The organism is Streptomyces sp. NPDC104313, assembly GCF_055583985.1.
This window is the reverse complement of record NZ_JBVJMW010000012.1, coordinates 69,920-88,155: the sequence shown is the minus strand read 5'-3', so window position 1 is coordinate 88,155 and position 18,236 is coordinate 69,920. Positions and strand designations below refer to the sequence as shown.

Here is an 18,236-nt window from a genome sequence, read left to right as displayed (position 1 = left end):
CCGATGATCATGTCAAAGCGGTGGCGGTCGGCCCAGTCCCGCGGGCCGACCGCCACCGCTTCGTTACGTCTCCACCGCCGCGCCTAGACGGTCTTCGGCTCGATGATCCACTCGCCGCGGCGCATGACGCCCTTGAGGACGAAGTTCTCGTCGAGGACGACGAGGTCGGCGTCCTTGCCCGGGTCGAGCGAGCCGACCCGGTCGTAGACGCCGAGGAGCCGGGCCGGGTTGGCGGAGATGGACCGGACGACGTCCTCGACGGGGATGTCGTCGAGGGTGACGGCCCGCCGGAACGCGGTGTCCAGGGTGAGCGTGGAGCCGGCGATCGAGCCGCCCTCCACCAGCCGGGCCACCCCGTCGGTGACCGCGACCGCGAGCGGGCCGAGCTGGTACTCCCCGTCGCCGAAGCCGGCGGCGTCCATCGCGTCGGTGATCAGCGCGACGCGGCCCGCGCCCTTGTGGCGGTAGGCCAGCTCCAGGACGGCCGGGTGCAGATGTGTGCCGTCGTTGATCAGCTCGACGGTGATCCGGTCGTCCTCCAGGAGGGCGGCGATCGGGCCGGGGGCGCGGTGGGCGAGCGGCGGCATCGCGTTGAACAGGTGTGTGGCGACGGTCGCGCCCGCGTCGATGGCCTCGACGGTCTGCTCGTACGTCGCGTCCGTGTGGCCGATCGCGGCGATGACCCCGTGCTCGGCGAGCAGCCGTACGGAGTCGATGCCGCCGGGCAGTTCGGTGGCGAGGGTGAACATCCGGGCGGTGCCGCGCGCGGCGTCCAGCAGCTTGCGGACGTCGGCCGGGGCCGGGTCGCGGAGCAGCTCCTCGCTGTGGGCGCCCTTGCGGCACGGCGAGATGAAGGGGCCCTCGAAGTGGATCCCGGCCAGGTCGCCCTGCTCGACCAGCTCGGACAGGATGCCCGCGCGCCGGGCGAGGAAGTCCATCTCGCCGGTGACCGTGGAGGCGACCATGGTGGTGGTGCCGTGCTCGCGGTGCGTATGGATGCCGGTGAGGACCTCGTCGACGGTGCCGGAGGTGAAGGAGGCCCCGCCGCCGCCGTGGTTGTGCATGTCCACGAAGCCGGGGACCACCCAGTGGCCGGCGAGGTCGATGGTCCGGGCGCCCTCCGGTGCGGAACCGGAGATCCGGGTGGACTCGACGGCCACCCGGCCGTCCTCGACGGTGCCGGTGGGGAGCACCACCCGGGCGCCGGCGAGAACGGTGCTGTCTGCTGCGCGTCCGGCCATCAGGCGGAAACCTCCGTGGAGAGTAGATCCCAGGCGAGCAGCCCCGCGCCCAGGCATCCGGCGGTGTCCCCGAGGGCCGCCGGGACGATGTGGGGCAGTTTCTGGAACGTGACGCGTTCCTCGACGGCCGCACGCAGTGGTGTGAACAAGGTTTCCCCGGCTTCGGCGAGACCGCCACCGATGATGAGGGTGCCCGGGTCGAGGAGGGTGAGCGCGGTGACGAGGCCGGCGGCGAGCGCGTCGATCGCGTCCTGCCAGACCCGGACCGCCGCCGGGTCGCCCGACTCGACGGCCTTCGCACAGTCCGCGGCGTCCGCCCCGGGGTCCCCGGAGGCGGCGGCCCAGGCCCGGGTCACCGCGGCGGCCGAGGCCAGCGTCTCCAGACAGCCGCGCTGGCCGCAGCTGCAGTCGGGGCCGTCCGGGCGGACCACGATGTGGCCGATCTCGCCCGCGTCCCCGTGGGCGCCCGCCTCGATGGCGCCCGCGATGCCGATGGCCCCGGCGATCCCGGTGCCCAGCGGGACGAACAGGAAGCGGTCCGCGCCCCGCCCGGCCCCGATCCGGCCCTCGGCGAGCCCGCCCGTGCGGACGTCGTGACCGAGGGCGACGGGGACGCCGAGGCGGGTCCCCAGCAGGGCGCGCAGCGGTACGTCGCGCCAGCCCAGGTTCGCGGCGTACACCGCGATGCCCTTCTCGGAGTCGACGATGCCGGGCACGGCGACTCCGGCGGCGACGGCGCTCTCACCGAGGTGCTCCTCGCCGTGGGCCCGCAGATCCGCCGCGAACGCGAGGATGGTCTCGACGACCGCGTCGGCGCCGCGCTCCCGGCCGGTGGCTCGCCGCGCCTCGTGGAGGAGGGTGCCGTCGGTCCCGACCAGTGCGGCCTTCATTCCGGTGCCGCCCACATCGAGGGCGATGACATGTCTCACGGGAGACAGTTTCGCCCGCCGACCCCCAAAAGGTCTAGTCCACTAGCGCGGTTTGTTGCGCACCCATACAAAATGATGAACGAGTGAAGGCTGGTCTTTTTCTGCCGGAAAGTCACTAATGGGGAAGCCGGATCGGGGGGAATCGGGCTAAAGGTCTGGACCAATATACGCGTCGGGGTCCCCGACTGCCAGTACGCGTACGCCAGTTGTGGCCCCCGGGGTCCGTAGACGTTGCCGAAGCGATACTCCGGTGGTGTAGACCTCCGTGTCGCCAATGGGGGAAAATCGCAGTTCATCCGGACGGTGTCCAGGACAGGGCGGTCCTGCCGCGGCCGATCGGAGGCCGGTGCCGTGCGCACCGTCCGTGAGCCAGGCGATCAACGAGGATGGGCGAGGCTGTGCAGCGGCGCTTTTTGGGTCTGACCGCGGTGGTGGCCGCGCTGGGAATGACGGCGACGTTGGCGGGCTGCGGCGGTGACGGCGATTCGGGCGACGTCACGCTCAAGCTGGTCGCGGCCGACTACGGCACCGGCCCGGAGAACAGCTCCGAGAAGTACTGGAGCGGAGTCGCGGCGGGCTTCGAGCAGGAGCATCCCGGCATCAAGGTCGACGTCTCCGTCCTTCACTGGAAGGACGTCGACCGCGAGGTCGCCGCGATGGTCAAGGCCGGCGACGCCCCGGACATCGCCCAGATCGGCGCGTACGCGGACTACGCCAAGGCGGGCAAGCTCTACACCGCCGACGAGACGCTCGCGATCCGCACCACGGCGAACTTCCTGCCGAGGCTCACCGACGCGGGCAAGATCAACGGCACGCTGTACGGCCTGCCCTTCGTCACCAGCACCCGGCTGCTCTTCTACAACGAGAAGCTCTTCGACCAGGCGGGCCTGGGCGCCCCCCAGACCTGGGACGACATCCGGAGCGACGCCGCCGCGCTCAAGGCGAAGGGCGTCGACTACCCCTTCGCCCTGCCGCTCGGCCCGGAGGAGGCCCAGGCCGAGACCCTCATGTGGCTGCTCAGCGGTGGCGGTGGCTATACGGACGACGTCGGCGCGTACGACATCGACTCGGCGGAGAACGTCGCCACGTTCCGCTGGCTGCGCGACAACCTCGTCGGTGAGGGCCTCACCGGCCCGGTCGCGCCGGGCAAGCTGGACCGGGCGAAGGCGTTCGAGGCGTTCGCCGACGGCGAGGTCGGCATGCTCAACGGCCATCCCACCCTGATGGAAAAGGCCGAGGCCAAGGGCATCAAGGTCGGCATGGTGCCGCTGCCCGGCCCCGACGGCCCGACCAAGGGCTCCATGGGCGTCGCCGACTGGATGATGGGCTTCAAGGAGAAGGGCCACCGCCAGGAGATAGGCAAGTTCTTCGACTACGCCTACTCCGACGAGAACGTGCTGGAGTTCGCCGACCAGTACGACATGCTCCCGGTGACCGGCAGCGCCTCCGCCGCGATGGAGACCGACAAGAAGCACAAGAAGCTGCGTCCGTTCCTGGCGGCACTGCCGAACTCGACGTTCATCCCCTACGGCAAGACGTCCTGGGCCACGGCGAGCGACGCGATCAAGAAGAACATCGGCAGCGCGGTCGCACCGGGCAGCAACCCCGAGAGCATCCTTGGGGGGATAGCCGCCGAGGCATCCCGGGCGGAGGCCGCCGAGTAGTCGCCGCGGGCGCGGTGTCGGGGGTGGGGATTAGGTTGGCTGATATGACCGCCCCCGACCACGAGCCCCACGATCCCCGGGCCGAGCCCGCCCCCGACGCCGACGGGCTGTCCCTACGGGATCGGGCACTGCTGGCCCTGGAGCGGCGGTCCTGGGCGGGGCCCGGGGCGAAGGAGCGGGCGATCCGCGAGGAGCTCGGGATCTCGCCGGTCCGCTACTACCAGCTGCTGAACGCGCTGATCGACGACGAGCGGGCGCTGCGCGAGGATCCGGTCACGGTGAACCGGCTGCGGCGTGTGCGCGACGCGAAGCGCGGGCGGCGCTGAGCGCGCGGGCCGATCGGGGGCTCCGCCCCGGGCCGCCGTTACGCGCCCCAAGCGCCCCGCCGCGCCCCGCTCCTCCATCGCCGGAGGGCTCGATTCCCCCCGGAGGCGCTCGAACTTACGGGGCGCAGCCCAGTACCAGGTCCACCGCCCGGTCCAGGCGGCCCCGTTCGCGGTCGGTCAGATACGGGTTCACCCGCTGGCGGGCGTGGGCGAGCGCCAGATCGGCAGGCGACGCGCCGCCGTCGTCGGCGAGTTCCGCGAGGAGCGCCGCCAGCAGGTGGCGGACGTCCGCCGCGGCCGGGAACTCCGGGTCGAGCGCGCTCCGGGCCAGGGCCAGCGCCGACATCGCCCGGTCGAGACCGGGTGGCCCCTCCGCCGCGGTGGACCAGTCGATCACCACCGCGCCCTCCTCCGTCAGCACCACGTTCTCCGGACGCAGATCCAGATGGAGCACGCAGTCCTCCGGGTTCGCCGAGACCCGGGGCGGTATCGCGTGGAGCTCGCGCAGCAGCCGGGCGAGCAGCGCGCCCGCCTCGGCCGCCCCCAGCCGCCCCGCCGGCAGGGCCTCGGCCAGGGTCGGGCCGGCCAGCCGCTGGAGCACCAGGTCCGTGGGGCGGGCCCCCTCGGCGGGCGGACCGATGCGCGGCACCGGGAAGCCGAAGGCGCCGACGTAACTCATCACGGCCAGCTCCTCCGTGGTGTCGGTGCGGTCCCGGTAACGGCGAAGGACCCAGGAGTCGTCGAGTGCGTACACGTCGGCGGTGCGTCCCGAGCCCAGAAGTTGCCCTGTGTGCATGGGGCCGAACCTACCCGGGCGCCCCGCCGAAGGGGAGACGCGCTCCCGCTTCGCCCGGCCGGGCCGCGAAATCGGCTCCGTACCCGCCTGCGCGGTGGGCCGACGCAGGTGCCGCGCGGCCCCATAACGCGGAGGGAGGGGGCGAACGGGATCTCCTGCGCCGGGTGCCGCCGCCGCTACGGTTTCGGCAATTCCCCGGTCCGGACCAACCCCCACTGGATCCGGACACCCCCTGGCCCAAGGAGAGTCACGTGGAAAGTGCCACGCTCCGCAGACGCGCCCTCGCCGTCGGCACCGCCGCGGTGGCCGTGGGTGCGCTCGCCCTCGCCGGGCTGACCGGCGTGGCGTCCGCCGACCCCGCGCCCGCCGTCCCGCCGGTCTCCGAGGACAGCCTGTCCCCCGGACTGCTGGCCGCCCTGGAGAGCGACCTCGGCCTGGGCGCGGACGACGCCCGGAGCCGGATAGCCCACGAGTACCGCGCCGCCGCCATCGCCGCCGGGCTGGAGGATTCCCTCGGCGCCAGCTTCGCCGGAGCCCGGGTCAGCGGTGTGAAGGCGACCCTGACCGTTGCCACCACCGATGCCTCCGAGGCCGTCCGGATCACCGACGCCGGAGCGAAGGCCGAGGTCGTCGGCCACAGCCTGGACCGGCTCGAAGGCGTCAAGAACGCCCTCGACCGGGCCGCGCTGCGCAAGGCCCCGAAGGACGTGCCCGTCTGGTACGTCGACGTCGAGACCAACCGGGTCGTCGTGAACGCCGCGAGCACCGCCGCCGGACAGGCGTTCCTGAAGGCGGCCGGGGTCGGCGGCGCCCTCGTCACGGTCGCCCGGTCCGCCGAGCGGCCCCGCACTTTCGCCGACATCCGCGGCGGCGACGCGTACTTCATGAACGGCTCCGGCCGGTGTTCCGTCGGCTTCCCGGTGACGCGCGGCACGCAGAACGGCTTCGCCACCGCGGGCCACTGCGGACGGGTCGGCACGACCACCACCGGCGTCAACCAGCAGGCCCAGGGCACCTTCCAGGGCTCGACCTTCCCGGGCCGGGACATCGCCTGGGTCGCCACCAACGCCAACTGGACCCCGCGTCCGCTGGTCAACGGCTACGGGCGGGGCGACGCCACCGTCGCCGGCTCCGGCGCGTCCGTCGTCGGAGCCTCGGTCTGCCGCTCCGGCTCCACCACGGGCTGGCACTGCGGCACCATCCAGCAGCTGAACACCAGCGTCACCTACCCGGAAGGCACCATCTCCGGGGTGACCCGCACCAGCGTCTGCGCCGAACCGGGCGACTCCGGCGGCTCGTACATCTCCGGCAACCAGGCCCAGGGCGTCACCTCCGGGGGCTCGGGCAACTGCTCCTCCGGCGGAACGACGTACTTCCAGCCCATCAACCCGCTGCTCCAGGCGTACGGGCTGACCCTGGTCACCAGCGGCGGCGGTACCCCGACGGACCCGCCCACCACCCCGCCGACCGACCCGCCGGGCGGCACCTGGGCGGCCGGCACCGTGTACGCCGCCGGAGCCACGGTGACGTACGGCGGAGCGACCTACCGCTGCCTCCAGGGACACACCGCCCAGCCCGGCTGGACCCCGGCGGCCGTGCCGGCGCTCTGGCAGCGGGTCTGACCGCCCACGACCGGTCCCAGGTCCGACCGCCCCCGGGACCGGTCCGGCGCCACCGAACCTCCTGAACCTCCTGAACCTCCTGAACCTCCCGCCTCCCGTCTCCCCGCGCCGAGGCTCCCCGAGGACTCCGAGGAAACAGTCATGACCCCACCCATGGACAGCACCTCCCCCCATGAGCCCGACGCGTCCGACGAGGCGTCGGGGGACCGGCGGCGGATCAGCCGCAAAGGTCTCCTGAAGGCCGCGCTCGTCGCGAGCGCCGCGCCCCTGCTCGCCGGAGGAGGCGTCGCGCTCGCCCGGGACGCCCCCTCCACCGGGAACGGGCCCCTGGCTCCCACCCCGGAGTGCGACGACGGCGACGACACGACGCCGCCACAGATGGAGGGGCCGTACTTCAAGCCCGACTCGCCGCGCCGCTCCAGCCTGGTGACCCCGAGCACCCCCGGCGTGCCGCTCACCGTCAGCGGCTACGTCTTCGGCCGGGCCTGCCGGCCCGTCTCCGGGGCCCTGCTCGACTTCTGGCAGGCCGACACCAACGGGTCGTACGACATGGCCCGGTTCGCCTTCCGCGGGCATCAGTTCACCGGCACGGACGGGTCGTTCGGCCTGACCACCATCGTGCCGGGCCTCTACCCGGGCCGTACGCGGCACCTCCACGTGAAGGCGCAGGCGCCCGGCGGGCGCGTCCTCACCACCCAGCTGTACTTCCCGAACGAGCCGCGCAACAACACCGACGCGCTGTTCGACCCCGAGCTGCTGATGAACGTCCGCGACGTCGGGAACGGGCGCCAGGGCACCTTCGACTTCGTGCTGGATGTCGCCCAGACACCCGACCCGACCGATCCGCCCACCGAGCCGGGGTCCACCACCTGGGCCACCGGCACCTCCTACCGCGCGGGTGACCGCGTGACGTACGGCGGGGTCGCCTACCGCTGTCTGCAGGCGCACCGGGCCGTGTCGGGCTGGGAGCCGCCGAACGTCCCCGCGTTGTGGGAACGCGGGTAGATGAGGAACAGCGAGCGCACCACCGCCCGCGCCCCGTTCACGCCGTCCGGCGCGTGGACGGGGCGCTTCTCGTGTTCCTCCGCGCTGTCCGGACCCGGCCGGGGAACGTCGCACGAGGGCGGCGCCGGGCAGGCGGGACTTTCGAAGCACGGCCGAGGAGAGCGCCGCCGTCCTCCCGGTGCGGCCGCGGCGTCACTTCGCGTCGGCGTACCGCTCCACCACCGCCGTCGTGAAGGGGAACCGCACCGGCGTCCGACCGAAGGCGGTCCGCCCGGCCAGCTCGCCCGCCGCGCGGATCGCCTCGGCGACGGCGGCACTCTCCCCGGCCGGGCAGTGCACGATCACCTCGTCGTGCTGGAAGAACACCAACTGCGCCCGCAGCCCCTGCTCGAAGAGCGCCCGGCGCAGCGCGGCCAGCAGCAGCAGCGCCCAGTCGGCCGCACTGCCCTGCACCACGAAGTTACGGGTGAAGCGCCCCCGGGCCCGCGCCGGACCGCCGTCGGAGGCCGCCCCGGAACCCTCGGGGCCCTCCTGCGGAAGGCCCGCCTCCTCGTCCTGGCCCTCCGGCGCGACCGGCGGGCTGGTCCGGCCCAGCCAGGTCCGCACCACCCGCCCCTCCTCGCCCGCCCGCGCCGCGTCGTCGACATAGGCGACGGCGAGCGGGAAGCGGCGGCGCAGGGCGGCCAGGTTCTTCAGCCCGTCCCCGGACGTCTGGCCGTAGATCGCACCGAGCAGCGCCAGCTTGGCGTGGTCGCGGTCGCCGGAGAACGCCCGGTCGGACAGGGCCTTGTAGAGGTCGCCGTCATGACCGGCCACCTCCATCAGGCCCCGGTCGCGGGAGATCGCCGCCAGCACCCGGGGCTCCATCTGGTCGGCGTCCGCCACGACGAGGCACCATCCCTCGTCGGCGACGACGGCCTGCCGTATCACCTTGGGGATCTGGAGGGCCCCGCCGCCGTTGGTCGTCCACCGGCCGCTGACCGTGCCGCCCGGCTGGTACTCGGGGCGGAAACGGCCATCGCGCACCCAGTCCTGGAGCCAGGACCAGCCGTGCGCCGTCCAGATCCGGTACAGCTTCTTGTACGCGATCAGCGGCTCGACCGCCGGATGGTCCAGCTCCTCCAGCTCCCACCGCCGGGTCGACTTCACCGAGATCCCCGCCTGCGCGAACGCCTTCACCACATCGGCGGGCAGGTCGGGGCGGACCCTTCGGCCGAACGCCGCCGACACCTCGTCCGCCAGCTCGGCGAGTCTGCGGGGCTCGCCGCCGCCCGCGTACCGCTCGCCGAGCAGCCCGCTCAGCACCTTCCGGTGGACATCGGCGCGCCAGGGCAGCCCGGCCCGGTACATCTCGGCGGCCACGAGCATCCCCGCCGACTCCGCCGCGGTCAGCAGGCGCATCCGGTCCGGGTGCTCCGCCGCGTCGTGGCGGCGCAGCTGGTCCGCGTAGACCCGGAGCAGCCCCTCGAACGGCACCCCGGGGCCCGACGGCGGCTCGAAGAGGGAGGACTGCGCGCCCGGTTCGGCGGACCGGGCGGGCGGGTCCGGCGGCACCGGCGCGTTGTCGAGCCGGGCCAGCGCGGCGGCGGCGGACCGGGGCTCGCCGAGCCGGCCGGCGTGCCCGAGCAGCAGCAGCTCGGCGCACTCGATGTCGTAGCACCGCTCGACGCGGACCCCGGCGGCCAGCAGCCGGGGGTAGATCCCGGCGGTCGACCGCCACACCCAGCGCACCACATCGGGCCGGGAGCGGACCGCCTCGACGAGGTCGGGTTCGGCGAGGACCGGCCCGGCGGGCATGCCGTCGCGGGCCAGCGGCGCGAGCAGCGCCCCGCCCCCGTCCACAGCCGCCACCGCCCACCGTTCGGTCATGGGTGCGAGTCTGGCACCCGCCACTGACAGCACCCCGGACCCGCGGCCCGACCCGCCCCGGCGACCCGCTCCGCCGACTCGCTCCGCCGAGTGGCCGGACGTTCCGGGGGCGGCGATGATCACTCCATGGAAGCGATCGTGTACGAGAAGTTCGGTGGCCCCGGCGTGCTGCACCTGGAGCGCCGCGACCCGCCGCGCCCCGGCCCCGGACAGGTCCGGGTCGCCGTGCGGGCGGCCGGGGTGAACCCGATCGACCACAAGATCAGAAACGGCTCGATGGAGGGCGCCTTCCCCACCTCGCTGCCCGCCACGCCCGGTGCCGAGTTCGCCGGGGTGGTCCAGGAGGCGGGGGAGGGCGTCACCGCGTTCACCCCCGGTGACGAGGTCCTCGGCTGGAGCGCCACCGGCTCCTACGCCACCGAGACCCTGGCCGCCGCGGGCTCCCTCGCCCGCAAGCCGCAGGGGCTGTCCTGGGAGCGGGCCGCGGCGCTGCCCGTCGCGACCGACACCGCCTCCCGGGTCCTGGACGAACTGGCCTTGGCCGAGGGGGAGACGCTGCTCCTGCACGGGGCGGGCGGCGGTGTCGGCTCCGTCGCCGTACAGCTCGCGGTGGCCCGCGGCGCGACCGTCATCGGCACCGCGTCCCCGGCCAACCACGACTATCTGCGGGTGCTGGGCGCGGTCCCGGTGGCGTACGGGGACGGGCTGGTCGAGCGGGTGCGGGAGCTGGCCCCGGAGGGGGTGGACGCGGTCTTCGACGCGTCGGGGCGCGGTGCGCTGCCCGCCTCCATCGAGCTGCGCGGCGGCACGACCGACCGGATCGTCACCATCGCCGACGGGGACGCCGCCGAGCTGGGTGTCGCCTTCTCCTCCGGCGGTGGCGGGCCCTCGGCAGAACGCCTCGCGGAGAACGCCCGGCTGGCGGAGGCCGGTGAGCTGCGGGTGGAGATCGCCCAGGTCTTCCCGCTCGCCGACGCCGCGAGCGCACACGCGCTGAGCGAGGGCGGCCACGTCCGGGGCAAGCTGGTCCTGCTGCCGTAAGGGGTGCCCGGGCAGTGCGCCTACCCTTGGCCGGATGGAATCGGTGATCGACCGGGCGTGCGCGGCGGCCCTCTATGTGGAGGGCGACGCCGCCCTGGACACCGGGGCCTCCCTGCTCGCCGCCGCCCCGGAGGCGGACGCGGAGGCGCACCGGCGCGGCGAGGAGTTCGTGCGCCGGGCGTGGGACCGGGGCTGGCACCCGGCCGATCTGGTCCGGTACGTCCGCCACGAGCTGGACGAGCGGCGGGCGGCGCTGGCCGCGACCCTGATCGCCTCGGAGACCGCCCGGTACGCGGAGCTGCCGCCCCGCTGGCTCCAGCAGCTCGCCGGGCTGCCCGCCCCCGTGCCGCGCAACCACCCCGACCGGTTCCGTTACGCGGGTGACCTGCTGGAGCTGTACCGGCTGCTGCTGCGGCTGCCCGCCATCGAGCCCGTGGGACCCCCGCCCGGCGCCGCCGCCGACCACCTGCACCGGCCGCCCGCGGCCGACGAGCCCCGCATGCTCACCCGGATCCGGGCACTGCTGGCGAAGGCGGAGGCGACCGGCTTCCCGGAGGAGGCCGAGGCGCTGACCACCAAGGCGCAGGAGCTGATGGCCCGGCACAGCGTCGACGAGGCTCTCCTCGCCGCCCGGACGCGGAGCCGTGAGACGCCCGGGGCCTGCCGGATCGGGGTGGAGCCCCCGTACGAGAGCGCCAAGGCGATCCTGCTCGACGCCGTCGCCTCCGCGAACCGCTGCCGGGCCGTGTGGAACGACGATCTCGGCTTCACCGCGGTCGTCGGCTTCGAGCCGGATCTGGAGGCCGTCGAGCTGCTGTTCACCTCGCTGCTCGTCCAGGGGACGGCCGCGATGACCCGGGCGGAGGCCGGGCAGCGCGCCGGGGGACGCAAGCGGACCAAGACCTTCCGGCAGGCGTTCCTGATGGGGTACGCCCAGCGGCTCGGCCGTCGGCTCGCCGACAGCGCCGAGCGGGCCACGGCGGCGGCGGACGAGGCCGGCGCGGGCCCGGCCGGCGAGCTGCTGCCGGTGCTGGCCGCCCGGGACGTCGCGGTCACCGACACCGCCGGGCGGATGTTCCCGAGGACCACGACCACCCGGGTCCGTGGCGTCAGCGACCTGGACGGCTGGACGCACGGCACCGAGGCCGCCGACCGGGCCCGCATGGGCGGCACGCCCCGGGGACCCGAAGGCGAAATCGTGCCGTAAGGCGGGCTTGTCCGAGATTGCTCGGGTTAGGCTCGGCCCATGAGCTGGCTCCGGGCGCTGAAGGAGACCGCCCGCTCGGGGCTGGAGATCGAGCGGCAGAGGCTGGAACCCCTCATCGCCCTGCGCGGTGCGGCCGGCCTCGCCCTCGTCGTCGGGGTCAGCCTCGTGCTGTTCGGGCCGGAGATCGCGGCGAGCTCCGCGTTCGGCGCGTTCCAGGCGGCCGTCGCCACCTTCCAGCGCAGCTGGCGGCCGCGCCCCGTCCTCGCCCTGGTCTCCGGCGTGAGCCTCGCCGTCACCACGTTCGTCGGCTACGTCAGCGGCGCGCACGTCGTGCTCTTCCTCTGTCTGCTCGGCGCCTGGACCTTCCTCGCCGGACTCGCCTGGGCGGCGGGCCCCACGGGCGGCATCATCGCCGCGTCCAACGTCGCGATCATGCTGGTGACCATCACCCTGCCCACCTCGGTCGAGGACGCCGCCGCCCACGCGGGGATGATCGCCGTCGGCGGCTTCGTGCAGGCGGCACTGATCGTCCTCTTCCCGGTCCGCAGATGGGGCGCCCAGCGCGACGCGCTCGCCGACGCCCTGGCCGCCGAGGCCGACTACGCCCGGCGGCTGCGGCACGACCCGGTCGCCCCCTTCGACCCGCTGCCCCTGATGACCGCCCGCAGCGCCGCCGCCGTCACCCCGCGTGAGGCCCGCCGCCGCCCGGCCGAACTGCACGGGGCCCGGGGGGTCGCCGAACGGCTGCGCCCGGTACTGGCCTCGCTCGCGGACCCGGCGATGGGGGTGCCGGGCGAGGGGCTGGAGCGGCTCTGGGTGAACGAGCTGCTGGGCGCGGCCGGATCGGTCCTGGACGCCGCCGCGCGGGCCGTCCGGCACGGCGAACCCGTCCATCTCTCCGCCACCGACCTGGGCGTCCTGAAGACCCCGGACAACGACGTGATCCTCGTCGGCCCCGCCCGCCGGGCAGCCGACCGGCTCGCGGCCCTGCTCGACGACGTCCTGGAGATCGCGGAGGGCACCGGGACCGACAGTGGGGTCCCCTCCGACCTCGCCCCGGACACCCGGCACCGGCCCACGCTGCTGAGACTGGTCCCGGTGGTGCTGGCCGCGATGCGCCGCGAGCTGCACCACGGTTCGCCGATCATGCGCCACGCCATCCGGGTCGCGGTGGTCGCCGTGGCCGGGTACTTCGTCGGGCAGGCCGTGCCGCTCGGCCACGGCTACTGGGCCCCGATGACCGCCGTCATGGTGATGCGGCCCGAGTTCTCGCAGACGTACGCCCGCTCGGCGGGACGCTTCGGAGGCACCCTGGTCGGCGTCGGGCTGGCCACCGCGATCGTGCAGGCCGCCCACCCCGACGCCCGGCTCTCCGCGCTCCTCGCGGTGATCTGCGCCGGGCTGATGTACCTGCTGATGCGCACCGGTTACGCGGTCGGCCAGGTCTGCGTCGCCGCGTACGTCGTCTTCCTGCTCGGCATGGCCGGCGACGACTGGTCCCAGACCATCACCGAACGCGTCGTGCTGACGCTCGTCGGCGGACTCCTCGCGATGATCTCGTACGCCGTCTACCCGGCCTGGGAGACCCCGCGGCTGCGCAACCGGCTGGCCGAGTGGCTGGTGGCGGACGGGCGGTACGCGGCCACGGTCGTCGACCGGTACGCGGACCCCGCCTCCCGGGACGCCGAGGACGTCCGGGACGCCCTGATCGCCACCCGGGAGGCACGTGTGGCGTGGCAGGAGGCGCTGGAGACCGCCCAGCACGAGCCCGTACGCCACCGGGGCATCTCCCGGGCCGCCGCCACCGACGCCCAGCACGCGCTGGCGCAGCTGGGCCGGTCCGCGATGGTCCTGGAGGCCCATCTGCCGACCCGGTCGGCCGACCCGGTGCCCGGCGCCGCGCAGCTGGCCGAGGCGTTGCGCCGGGCCACCGAGAAGGGCGCCAGGGCGGTACGGGAGCGCCGGCTGCCCGACTGGCAGCCGGTGGTGGACGCGGTGGCCCACTGGGACATGCCCACTCCGACGGACGACGGCACGACGCCGGTCGGCGACCCGGTCGTGCGCCGGGGCGCGGCGCTGCTCCTGGAGGCGCTGGAGGAGTTCACCCGCGCCCTGGACGAGCGGGGCGGCTCCACCCGCGTCAGCAGCACGCTGGCCGAGAGCTGAACGGCCCCCGGCCGGGCGTCAGGCCCCGGCGGGCGTCACGGCGCGGGGACCTCGGGCAGGTCGGGGAGGTCGGGGAGCGAGGGCATGGCGCTCGGCAGTTTGCCCGGGTCGGCCCTGGCGAGGGTGTCCTCGACGCCGCCGTCCCACGAGAGGACCAGCTTCGTGCCGTCCACGGATTCGATCGCGCCCATCGTGCGGTCGGCGGAGCCGCCGGTGCACTTCAGCGCCAGCATCGGTTCGCCGCCCATGTCCTTCACATCGCCCTGGCACACGGCCCGGTCGGCGACGAGGGCGACCTTGCGGGAGCTGATGGAGACGGTGACGTTCTTCGCGTCCGTCAGCCCCACCCAGGTGCCCTCCAGCGCCGCGGCGTCCACGGCACCGCTCCCGGCCGACTCCCCGGAACCGCTGTCGCCGCCGCTCCCGGCAGTCGCGCTCGCCGCGGAATCCGCGCCGGAATCCCTGCTCGCGTCGTCGCCGCCGCATGCGGTCAGCGCCAGTGAGGCGGCCAGAGCGGCGACGGTGATGGCGCCGGTGCGTAGAGACCTGGTCACGTGGAGTTCCCCCTTGCTGTTTTCCGGTCGAAAGACCGCGCCACGTTACCAAGGCCCCCGCGGATCAACTCCCGTGAGCGGGAGCGAAATAGGCGTGCCGTTCGTCTCTCTTCCCGGAGGGCGCGACCGGGGCGGATAAGCCTGTAATCAAAGGAACACCCCGCGTGCACGTGCATCTGCTCATGCATTGGCATATGAACAGAGCTATGATCCGAGCTAGTTGACACTTGCACCTTGCAAATCGGGGAGCGTCCTGTGCACCACGTGTACAACGGCATGGCGGCCACAGAGCTTCGCGGAGTCGTCTGGCAGAAGAGCAGACACAGCAACTCCCAGGGATCCTGTGTGGAGTTCGCGCGGCTGCCCGGAGGGAATGTGGCGATGCGGAACTCCCGTCACCCCGACGGTCCCGCCCTCGTCTATACGCCCGCGGAGATAGAGGCGCTGCTGCTCGGCGTCAAGGACGGCGAGTTCGACCATCTCGCCGCCGGCGCCTGACGCGGGTCCGGCCCGTCATGGGCCGGACCGGGGTACTCACGAGCCCGGCTTCGGGTTCTCCTGGAGGCGGAACAGGGCCCAGACGACCTTGCCGTGCAGCGGGCCGGAGGGCAGCTCCCCGAGCGGTACGGGAGAGGGGTGCCAGCCCCAGCTGTCGCTGACGCATTCCACCAGGAACAGCCCGCGGCCCGATTCGGCCGAATCCGCGGCCTCGCCCGCCACGGGGCTCTCCCGGCTGGGGTCGCGCACCGCGCACACCAGTCGCGAGGTCCAGCGCATCAGGTGCAGTCGCACCGGCGGGTCCTGGAACTCCCGGGGCGGATCGCCGGGCAACGCGTGGCGCAGGGCGTTGGTGACGAGTTCGGACACCACCAGGGCGACATCGTCGAAACGGTCGCCCAGCTCCCATCGCTCCAGCGTCGACCGGGTGAACTTCCGCGCCCCGCCGACCGCTTCGTAGCGTGCGGGCAGAGCGCAGGACGCCGATCCGGCAACCCCTGAGGGGTCGGTGGGGGGAAGCCCCTGCCGTAACGGCTCGAGCGTCGTCGATCCATTCGTCCCCATGCGAGGCACTCCCGGGATTCGCGGCTGTAGCGGCACTGCCTGTAGCGGTACTGCGGGGGGTACAGCGGCACAACACGAGCACGCAGGTGCGCGAGGACCATGGTTCCGAATGCGCAGGGCAGATGCAAGGGCAGATGCACGTGCACGCGCCGGACCTGCCCGATAGCGTGGTGGTTCTGGGGTATTTCTTCCCGGGGTCAGTTTCGGAGGTTTCTGGACGTCTTCCCATTTCCGTAATCGAATGAGTACGGGCTGAAGCGTTTTGGTGGCAGAATCCGGCTCTCGGGGTTGGGGGGCTCCGGATGCCAGGGACCGTGATGGGGAGGGTCGGACCAGTGTCGGCAGGCGAGTCGAGTGGATCGGTGGTGCGACGCATCCTCCTGGGCTCTCAGCTCAGGAGACTGCGGGAGTCGCGCGGAATCACCCGTGAGGCGGCCGGCTACTCGATCCGGGCCTCCGAATCGAAGATCAGCCGCATGGAGTTGGGACGGGTGAGCTTCAAGGCCAGGGACGTCGAGGACCTGCTCACGCTCTACGGAGTCGCGGACGAGGCGGAGCGCGACTCCCTCCTCGGCCTGGCCCGTGAGGCCAACGTGGCGGGCTGGTGGCACAGTTACGGAGACGTGCTGCCCGGCTGGTTCCAGACGTACATCGGCCTGGAGGGTGCCGCGTCCATCATCCGTATCTATGAAGTGCAGTTCGTGCACGGGCTGTTGCAGACCGAGGCATACGCCCATGCCGTCGTCTCGCGCGGGATGCGCGGAGCCTCGCCCGCCGAGATCGACCGCCGGGTGGCCCTGCGTCTGGAACGCCAGAAGGCCCTCGTCTCGGAGCGCGCCCCGGCGTTCCACGCCGTTCTCGACGAGGCGGCACTGCGCCGCCCGTACGGCGAACGGGACGTCATGCGTGCCCAATTGCGGCATCTGATCGATATGTCGGAGCAGCCGAACATCACGCTCCAGGTCATGCCCTTCAGTCACGGCGGTCATGCCGGCGAGAGCGGATCATTCACGATGCTGCGTTTCCCGGAATCCGATCTGTCGGACATTGTCTATTTGGAGCAGCTGACGAGCGCGCTCTATCTGGACAAGCCCGAGGAAGTCGCGCAGTACGAAAAGGCCATGGCGGGCCTCGCCCAGGACAGCCCCACACCGGAAGACAGTCGGGATCTTCTGCGTGGTCTACTCCAACTGGCGTAATTTCTCAGTACGATGACGTCGCATCAGGAGTCTGCGAACGCCTGCAGTAAGGGATTGCATGTCCTTCTTCCATGAACTGGCCCACCAGTACATCGACGGCGAGTGGCTGACCGGCAGCGGCTCGTGGGACATCATCGATTTCAATCCCTACAACGGTGAGAAACTCGCCGCCGTCACCGTGGCCACCGCGCTGGAGGTCGACCGGGCCTACCGGGCCGCCGAGCGGGCCCAGCGGGAATGGGCCGCCGTCAATCCGTATGAGCGTCGCGCCGTCCTCGAGCGCGCGCTCCGCGTCACCGGTGAGCGCACGGAGGAGATCGTCGAGGCGATCATCGACGAGCTGGGCGGCACCCGGCTGCGGGCCCAGCACGAGGTCCGGGGCGCGACGGAGTTCCTGCGCGAGGCGGTCCGCCAGGCACTGCGGCCCACCGGGCGGCTGCTGCCCGCCGTGGGGGACGGCCGGGAGAACCGGCTCTACCGGCTGCCCGTCGGCGTCGTGGGCGTCATCAGCGCCTTCAACTTCCCTTTCCTGGTGACGATGAAGTCCGTCGCGCCCGCCCTGGCGCTCGGCAACGCGGTCGTCGTGAAACCCCACCAGAACGCGCCCGTCGTGGGCGGCGGTCTGATCGCGAAGATCTTCGAGGACGCGGGGCTGCCCGCCGGGCTGCTCAACGTGGTGATCACCGACAGCGCCGAGATCGGTGACGCGTTCATCGAGCACCCCGTGCCCAAGGTGATCTCGTTCACCGGATCGGACCGGGTCGGCCGGCACATCGCCGCCACCGCGGCGGGTGCCTTCAAGCGGACCATCCTCGAACTGAGCGGGAACAGCGCCTTGGTGGTGCTGGAGGACGCCGACGTCGACTACGCGGTCCGGGCGGCCGTCTTCAGCCGCTTCCTGCACCAGGGGCAGCTCAGCATGGCGGCCAACCGGATCCTGGTGGACCGGTCGGTGGCGGCGGAGTTCACCGAGCGGTTCACCGCCGAGGTGGCCGCCCTGAAGACCGGGGACCCGAGGGACCCGGAGACCCGGATCGGACCGGTCATCAACGCCTTCCAGGCCGATGCGCTGGACGCCCTGGTGGAACGGGCGGTCGCGGACGGCGCGACGGCGCTCGTGCGTGGCCCGACCGTCGGCAACGTCGTCTCCCCGACCGTCCTGACCGGACTCGCGGAGGACTCCCCGCTGCTTCACCAGGAGATCCTCGGCCCGGTGGCCCTGCTGATGACGTTCGACGGCGAGGAGGAGGCCGTGCGGCTCGTCAACGAGGGCCCGTACGGCCTCAGCGGCGCGGTGCACACCCGGGACGCGGAGCGCGGGGTGAAGTTCGCGCAGCGGATCGTCAGCGGGATGTTCCACGTCAACGACTCCACCGTGCAGGACGATCCGCTGGTCGCGTTCGGCGGCGAGAAGACATCCGGGGTGGGACGGGTGAACGGCGAGGCCGTCGTCGAGGCGTTCACCACCCAGCGGTGGATGTCGATCCAGCACGGCCGCTCGGTCTACCCGTTCTGACGAGGCTCTCCGCCTTCCGCCCTCCGCCTTCCTCAATTC

16 protein-coding genes are annotated in these 18,236 nt (G+C 72.9%); 10 read left to right on the top strand and 6 right to left on the bottom strand.

The genetic code is table 11. The features are described from left to right. Positions 1 to 83: 83 nt before the first annotated feature. The gene (nagA, locus tag ACZ60Q_RS25775; RefSeq protein WP_469639110.1) at positions 84 to 1,241 is read right to left on the bottom strand and encodes an N-acetylglucosamine-6-phosphate deacetylase; all 1,158 of its coding nucleotides are present in this window, start codon (positions 1,239 to 1,241) and stop codon (positions 84 to 86) included. Next, the gene (locus ACZ60Q_RS25770; protein WP_469639552.1) at positions 1,241 to 2,131 is read right to left on the bottom strand and encodes an ROK family protein; all 891 of its coding nucleotides are present in this window, start codon (positions 2,129 to 2,131) and stop codon (positions 1,241 to 1,243) included. Before ACZ60Q_RS25770 ends, nagA begins: the two co-directional genes overlap by 1 nt. Before the next feature lie 425 nt (positions 2,132 to 2,556). On the opposite strand from ACZ60Q_RS25770, the gene ACZ60Q_RS25765 reads away from it, so the two are divergent. Both ACZ60Q_RS25765 and ACZ60Q_RS25760 read left to right on the top strand, forming a co-directional pair. After that, on the top strand, positions 2,557 to 3,834 hold the full coding sequence (locus ACZ60Q_RS25765) for an ABC transporter substrate-binding protein (RefSeq protein ID WP_469639107.1): 1,278 nt from the start codon (positions 2,557 to 2,559) through the stop codon (positions 3,832 to 3,834). A 44-nt stretch (positions 3,835 to 3,878) separates the two neighbouring features. Continuing rightward, positions 3,879 to 4,160, top strand: a complete 282-nt coding sequence (locus tag ACZ60Q_RS25760) for a DUF3263 domain-containing protein (RefSeq protein WP_469639104.1) — start codon at positions 3,879 to 3,881, stop codon at positions 4,158 to 4,160. Positions 4,161 to 4,275: 115 nt separating this feature from the next. On the opposite strand, the gene ACZ60Q_RS25755 is transcribed toward ACZ60Q_RS25760, so the two are convergent. Beyond that, on the bottom strand, positions 4,276 to 4,956 hold the full coding sequence (locus ACZ60Q_RS25755; protein WP_469639101.1) for a phosphotransferase: 681 nt from the start codon (positions 4,954 to 4,956) through the stop codon (positions 4,276 to 4,278). A gap of 251 nt (positions 4,957 to 5,207) precedes the next feature. Between ACZ60Q_RS25755 and ACZ60Q_RS25750 the strand changes: the two genes are divergently transcribed. Then, positions 5,208 to 6,578, top strand: coding sequence for an alpha-lytic protease prodomain-containing protein (locus ACZ60Q_RS25750; RefSeq protein ID WP_469639098.1), 1,371 nt, complete (start codon positions 5,208 to 5,210; stop codon positions 6,576 to 6,578). 153 nt (positions 6,579 to 6,731) lie between these two features. Further along, positions 6,732 to 7,583, top strand: coding sequence for a dioxygenase family protein (locus ACZ60Q_RS25745; protein WP_469639549.1), 852 nt, complete (start codon positions 6,732 to 6,734; stop codon positions 7,581 to 7,583). Positions 7,584 to 7,775: 192 nt separating this feature from the next. Here the strand turns inward: ACZ60Q_RS25745 and ACZ60Q_RS25740 are convergent, their stop codons facing one another. Beyond that, positions 7,776 to 9,452, bottom strand: a complete 1,677-nt coding sequence (locus tag ACZ60Q_RS25740; RefSeq protein ID WP_469639095.1) for a bifunctional 3'-5' exonuclease/DNA polymerase — start codon at positions 9,450 to 9,452, stop codon at positions 7,776 to 7,778. 126 nt (positions 9,453 to 9,578) lie between these two features. Between ACZ60Q_RS25740 and ACZ60Q_RS25735 the strand changes: the two genes are divergently transcribed. Genes ACZ60Q_RS25735 through ACZ60Q_RS25725 form a run of 3 tightly spaced genes read left to right on the top strand, consistent with a single transcriptional unit; the run spans position 9,579 to position 13,866 of the window. Further along, positions 9,579 to 10,493 (top strand): NADP-dependent oxidoreductase, encoded by a 915-nt coding sequence (locus ACZ60Q_RS25735; RefSeq protein WP_469639092.1) that lies wholly within the window; start codon positions 9,579 to 9,581, stop codon positions 10,491 to 10,493. Between the two features lie 34 nt (positions 10,494 to 10,527). Beyond that, complete coding sequence (locus ACZ60Q_RS25730; protein WP_469639089.1) at positions 10,528 to 11,700, top strand: DUF2786 domain-containing protein; 1,173 nt, start codon at positions 10,528 to 10,530, stop codon at positions 11,698 to 11,700. 39 nt (positions 11,701 to 11,739) lie between these two features. Beyond that, positions 11,740 to 13,866 carry an FUSC family protein gene (locus ACZ60Q_RS25725; protein WP_469639086.1) on the top strand — a complete coding sequence of 709 codons (2,127 nt, stop codon included), beginning with the start codon at positions 11,740 to 11,742 and terminating at the stop codon, positions 13,864 to 13,866. 35 nt (positions 13,867 to 13,901) lie between these two features. Here the strand turns inward: ACZ60Q_RS25725 and ACZ60Q_RS25720 are convergent, their stop codons facing one another. Continuing rightward, positions 13,902 to 14,420, bottom strand: a complete 519-nt coding sequence (locus ACZ60Q_RS25720) for a hypothetical protein (protein ID WP_469639083.1) — start codon at positions 14,418 to 14,420, stop codon at positions 13,902 to 13,904. A gap of 255 nt (positions 14,421 to 14,675) precedes the next feature. Between ACZ60Q_RS25720 and ACZ60Q_RS25715 the strand changes: the two genes are divergently transcribed. Beyond that, entirely contained in the window at positions 14,676 to 14,918 is a 243-nt protein-coding gene (locus ACZ60Q_RS25715) for a DUF397 domain-containing protein (protein WP_003968242.1), read from the top strand. 36 nt (positions 14,919 to 14,954) lie between these two features. Here the strand turns inward: ACZ60Q_RS25715 and ACZ60Q_RS25710 are convergent, their stop codons facing one another. Continuing rightward, positions 14,955 to 15,482 (bottom strand): ATP-binding protein, encoded by a 528-nt coding sequence (locus ACZ60Q_RS25710; RefSeq protein WP_469639080.1) that lies wholly within the window; start codon positions 15,480 to 15,482, stop codon positions 14,955 to 14,957. A gap of 335 nt (positions 15,483 to 15,817) precedes the next feature. Between ACZ60Q_RS25710 and ACZ60Q_RS25705 the strand changes: the two genes are divergently transcribed. Together ACZ60Q_RS25705 and ACZ60Q_RS25700 are read left to right on the top strand one after the other, a co-directional pair. Continuing rightward, on the top strand, positions 15,818 to 16,681 hold the full coding sequence (locus tag ACZ60Q_RS25705) for a helix-turn-helix domain-containing protein (protein WP_469639077.1): 864 nt from the start codon (positions 15,818 to 15,820) through the stop codon (positions 16,679 to 16,681). Positions 16,682 to 16,739: 58 nt separating this feature from the next. After that, positions 16,740 to 18,197, top strand: a complete 1,458-nt coding sequence (locus ACZ60Q_RS25700; RefSeq protein ID WP_469639074.1) for an aldehyde dehydrogenase family protein — start codon at positions 16,740 to 16,742, stop codon at positions 18,195 to 18,197. The last annotated feature ends 39 nt before the right edge of the window (positions 18,198 to 18,236 follow it).

Excerpts from the sequence above, each read along its gene's own strand:
- ACZ60Q_RS25710 (WP_469639080.1), bottom strand. The coding sequence starts at position 15,482 with ATGGGGACGAATGGATCGACGACGCTCGAGCCGTTACGGCAGGGGCTT.
- nagA (WP_469639110.1), bottom strand. The coding sequence starts at position 1,241 with ATGGCCGGACGCGCAGCAGACAGCACCGTTCTCGCCGGCGCCCGGGTG.
- ACZ60Q_RS25700 (WP_469639074.1), top strand. The coding sequence starts at position 16,740 with ATGTCCTTCTTCCATGAACTGGCCCACCAGTACATCGACGGCGAGTGG.
- ACZ60Q_RS25760 (WP_469639104.1), top strand. The coding sequence starts at position 3,879 with ATGACCGCCCCCGACCACGAGCCCCACGATCCCCGGGCCGAGCCCGCC.
- ACZ60Q_RS25770 (WP_469639552.1), bottom strand. The coding sequence starts at position 2,131 with ATGAAGGCCGCACTGGTCGGGACCGACGGCACCCTCCTCCACGAGGCG.
- ACZ60Q_RS25735 (WP_469639092.1), top strand. The coding sequence starts at position 9,579 with ATGGAAGCGATCGTGTACGAGAAGTTCGGTGGCCCCGGCGTGCTGCAC.
- ACZ60Q_RS25755 (WP_469639101.1), bottom strand. The coding sequence starts at position 4,956 with ATGCACACAGGGCAACTTCTGGGCTCGGGACGCACCGCCGACGTGTAC.
- ACZ60Q_RS25765 (WP_469639107.1), top strand. The coding sequence starts at position 2,557 with ATGGGCGAGGCTGTGCAGCGGCGCTTTTTGGGTCTGACCGCGGTGGTG.
- ACZ60Q_RS25745 (WP_469639549.1), top strand. The coding sequence starts at position 6,732 with ATGGACAGCACCTCCCCCCATGAGCCCGACGCGTCCGACGAGGCGTCG.
- ACZ60Q_RS25740 (WP_469639095.1), bottom strand. The coding sequence starts at position 9,452 with ATGACCGAACGGTGGGCGGTGGCGGCTGTGGACGGGGGCGGGGCGCTG.
- ACZ60Q_RS25725 (WP_469639086.1), top strand. The coding sequence starts at position 11,740 with ATGAGCTGGCTCCGGGCGCTGAAGGAGACCGCCCGCTCGGGGCTGGAG.
- ACZ60Q_RS25730 (WP_469639089.1), top strand. The coding sequence starts at position 10,528 with ATGGAATCGGTGATCGACCGGGCGTGCGCGGCGGCCCTCTATGTGGAG.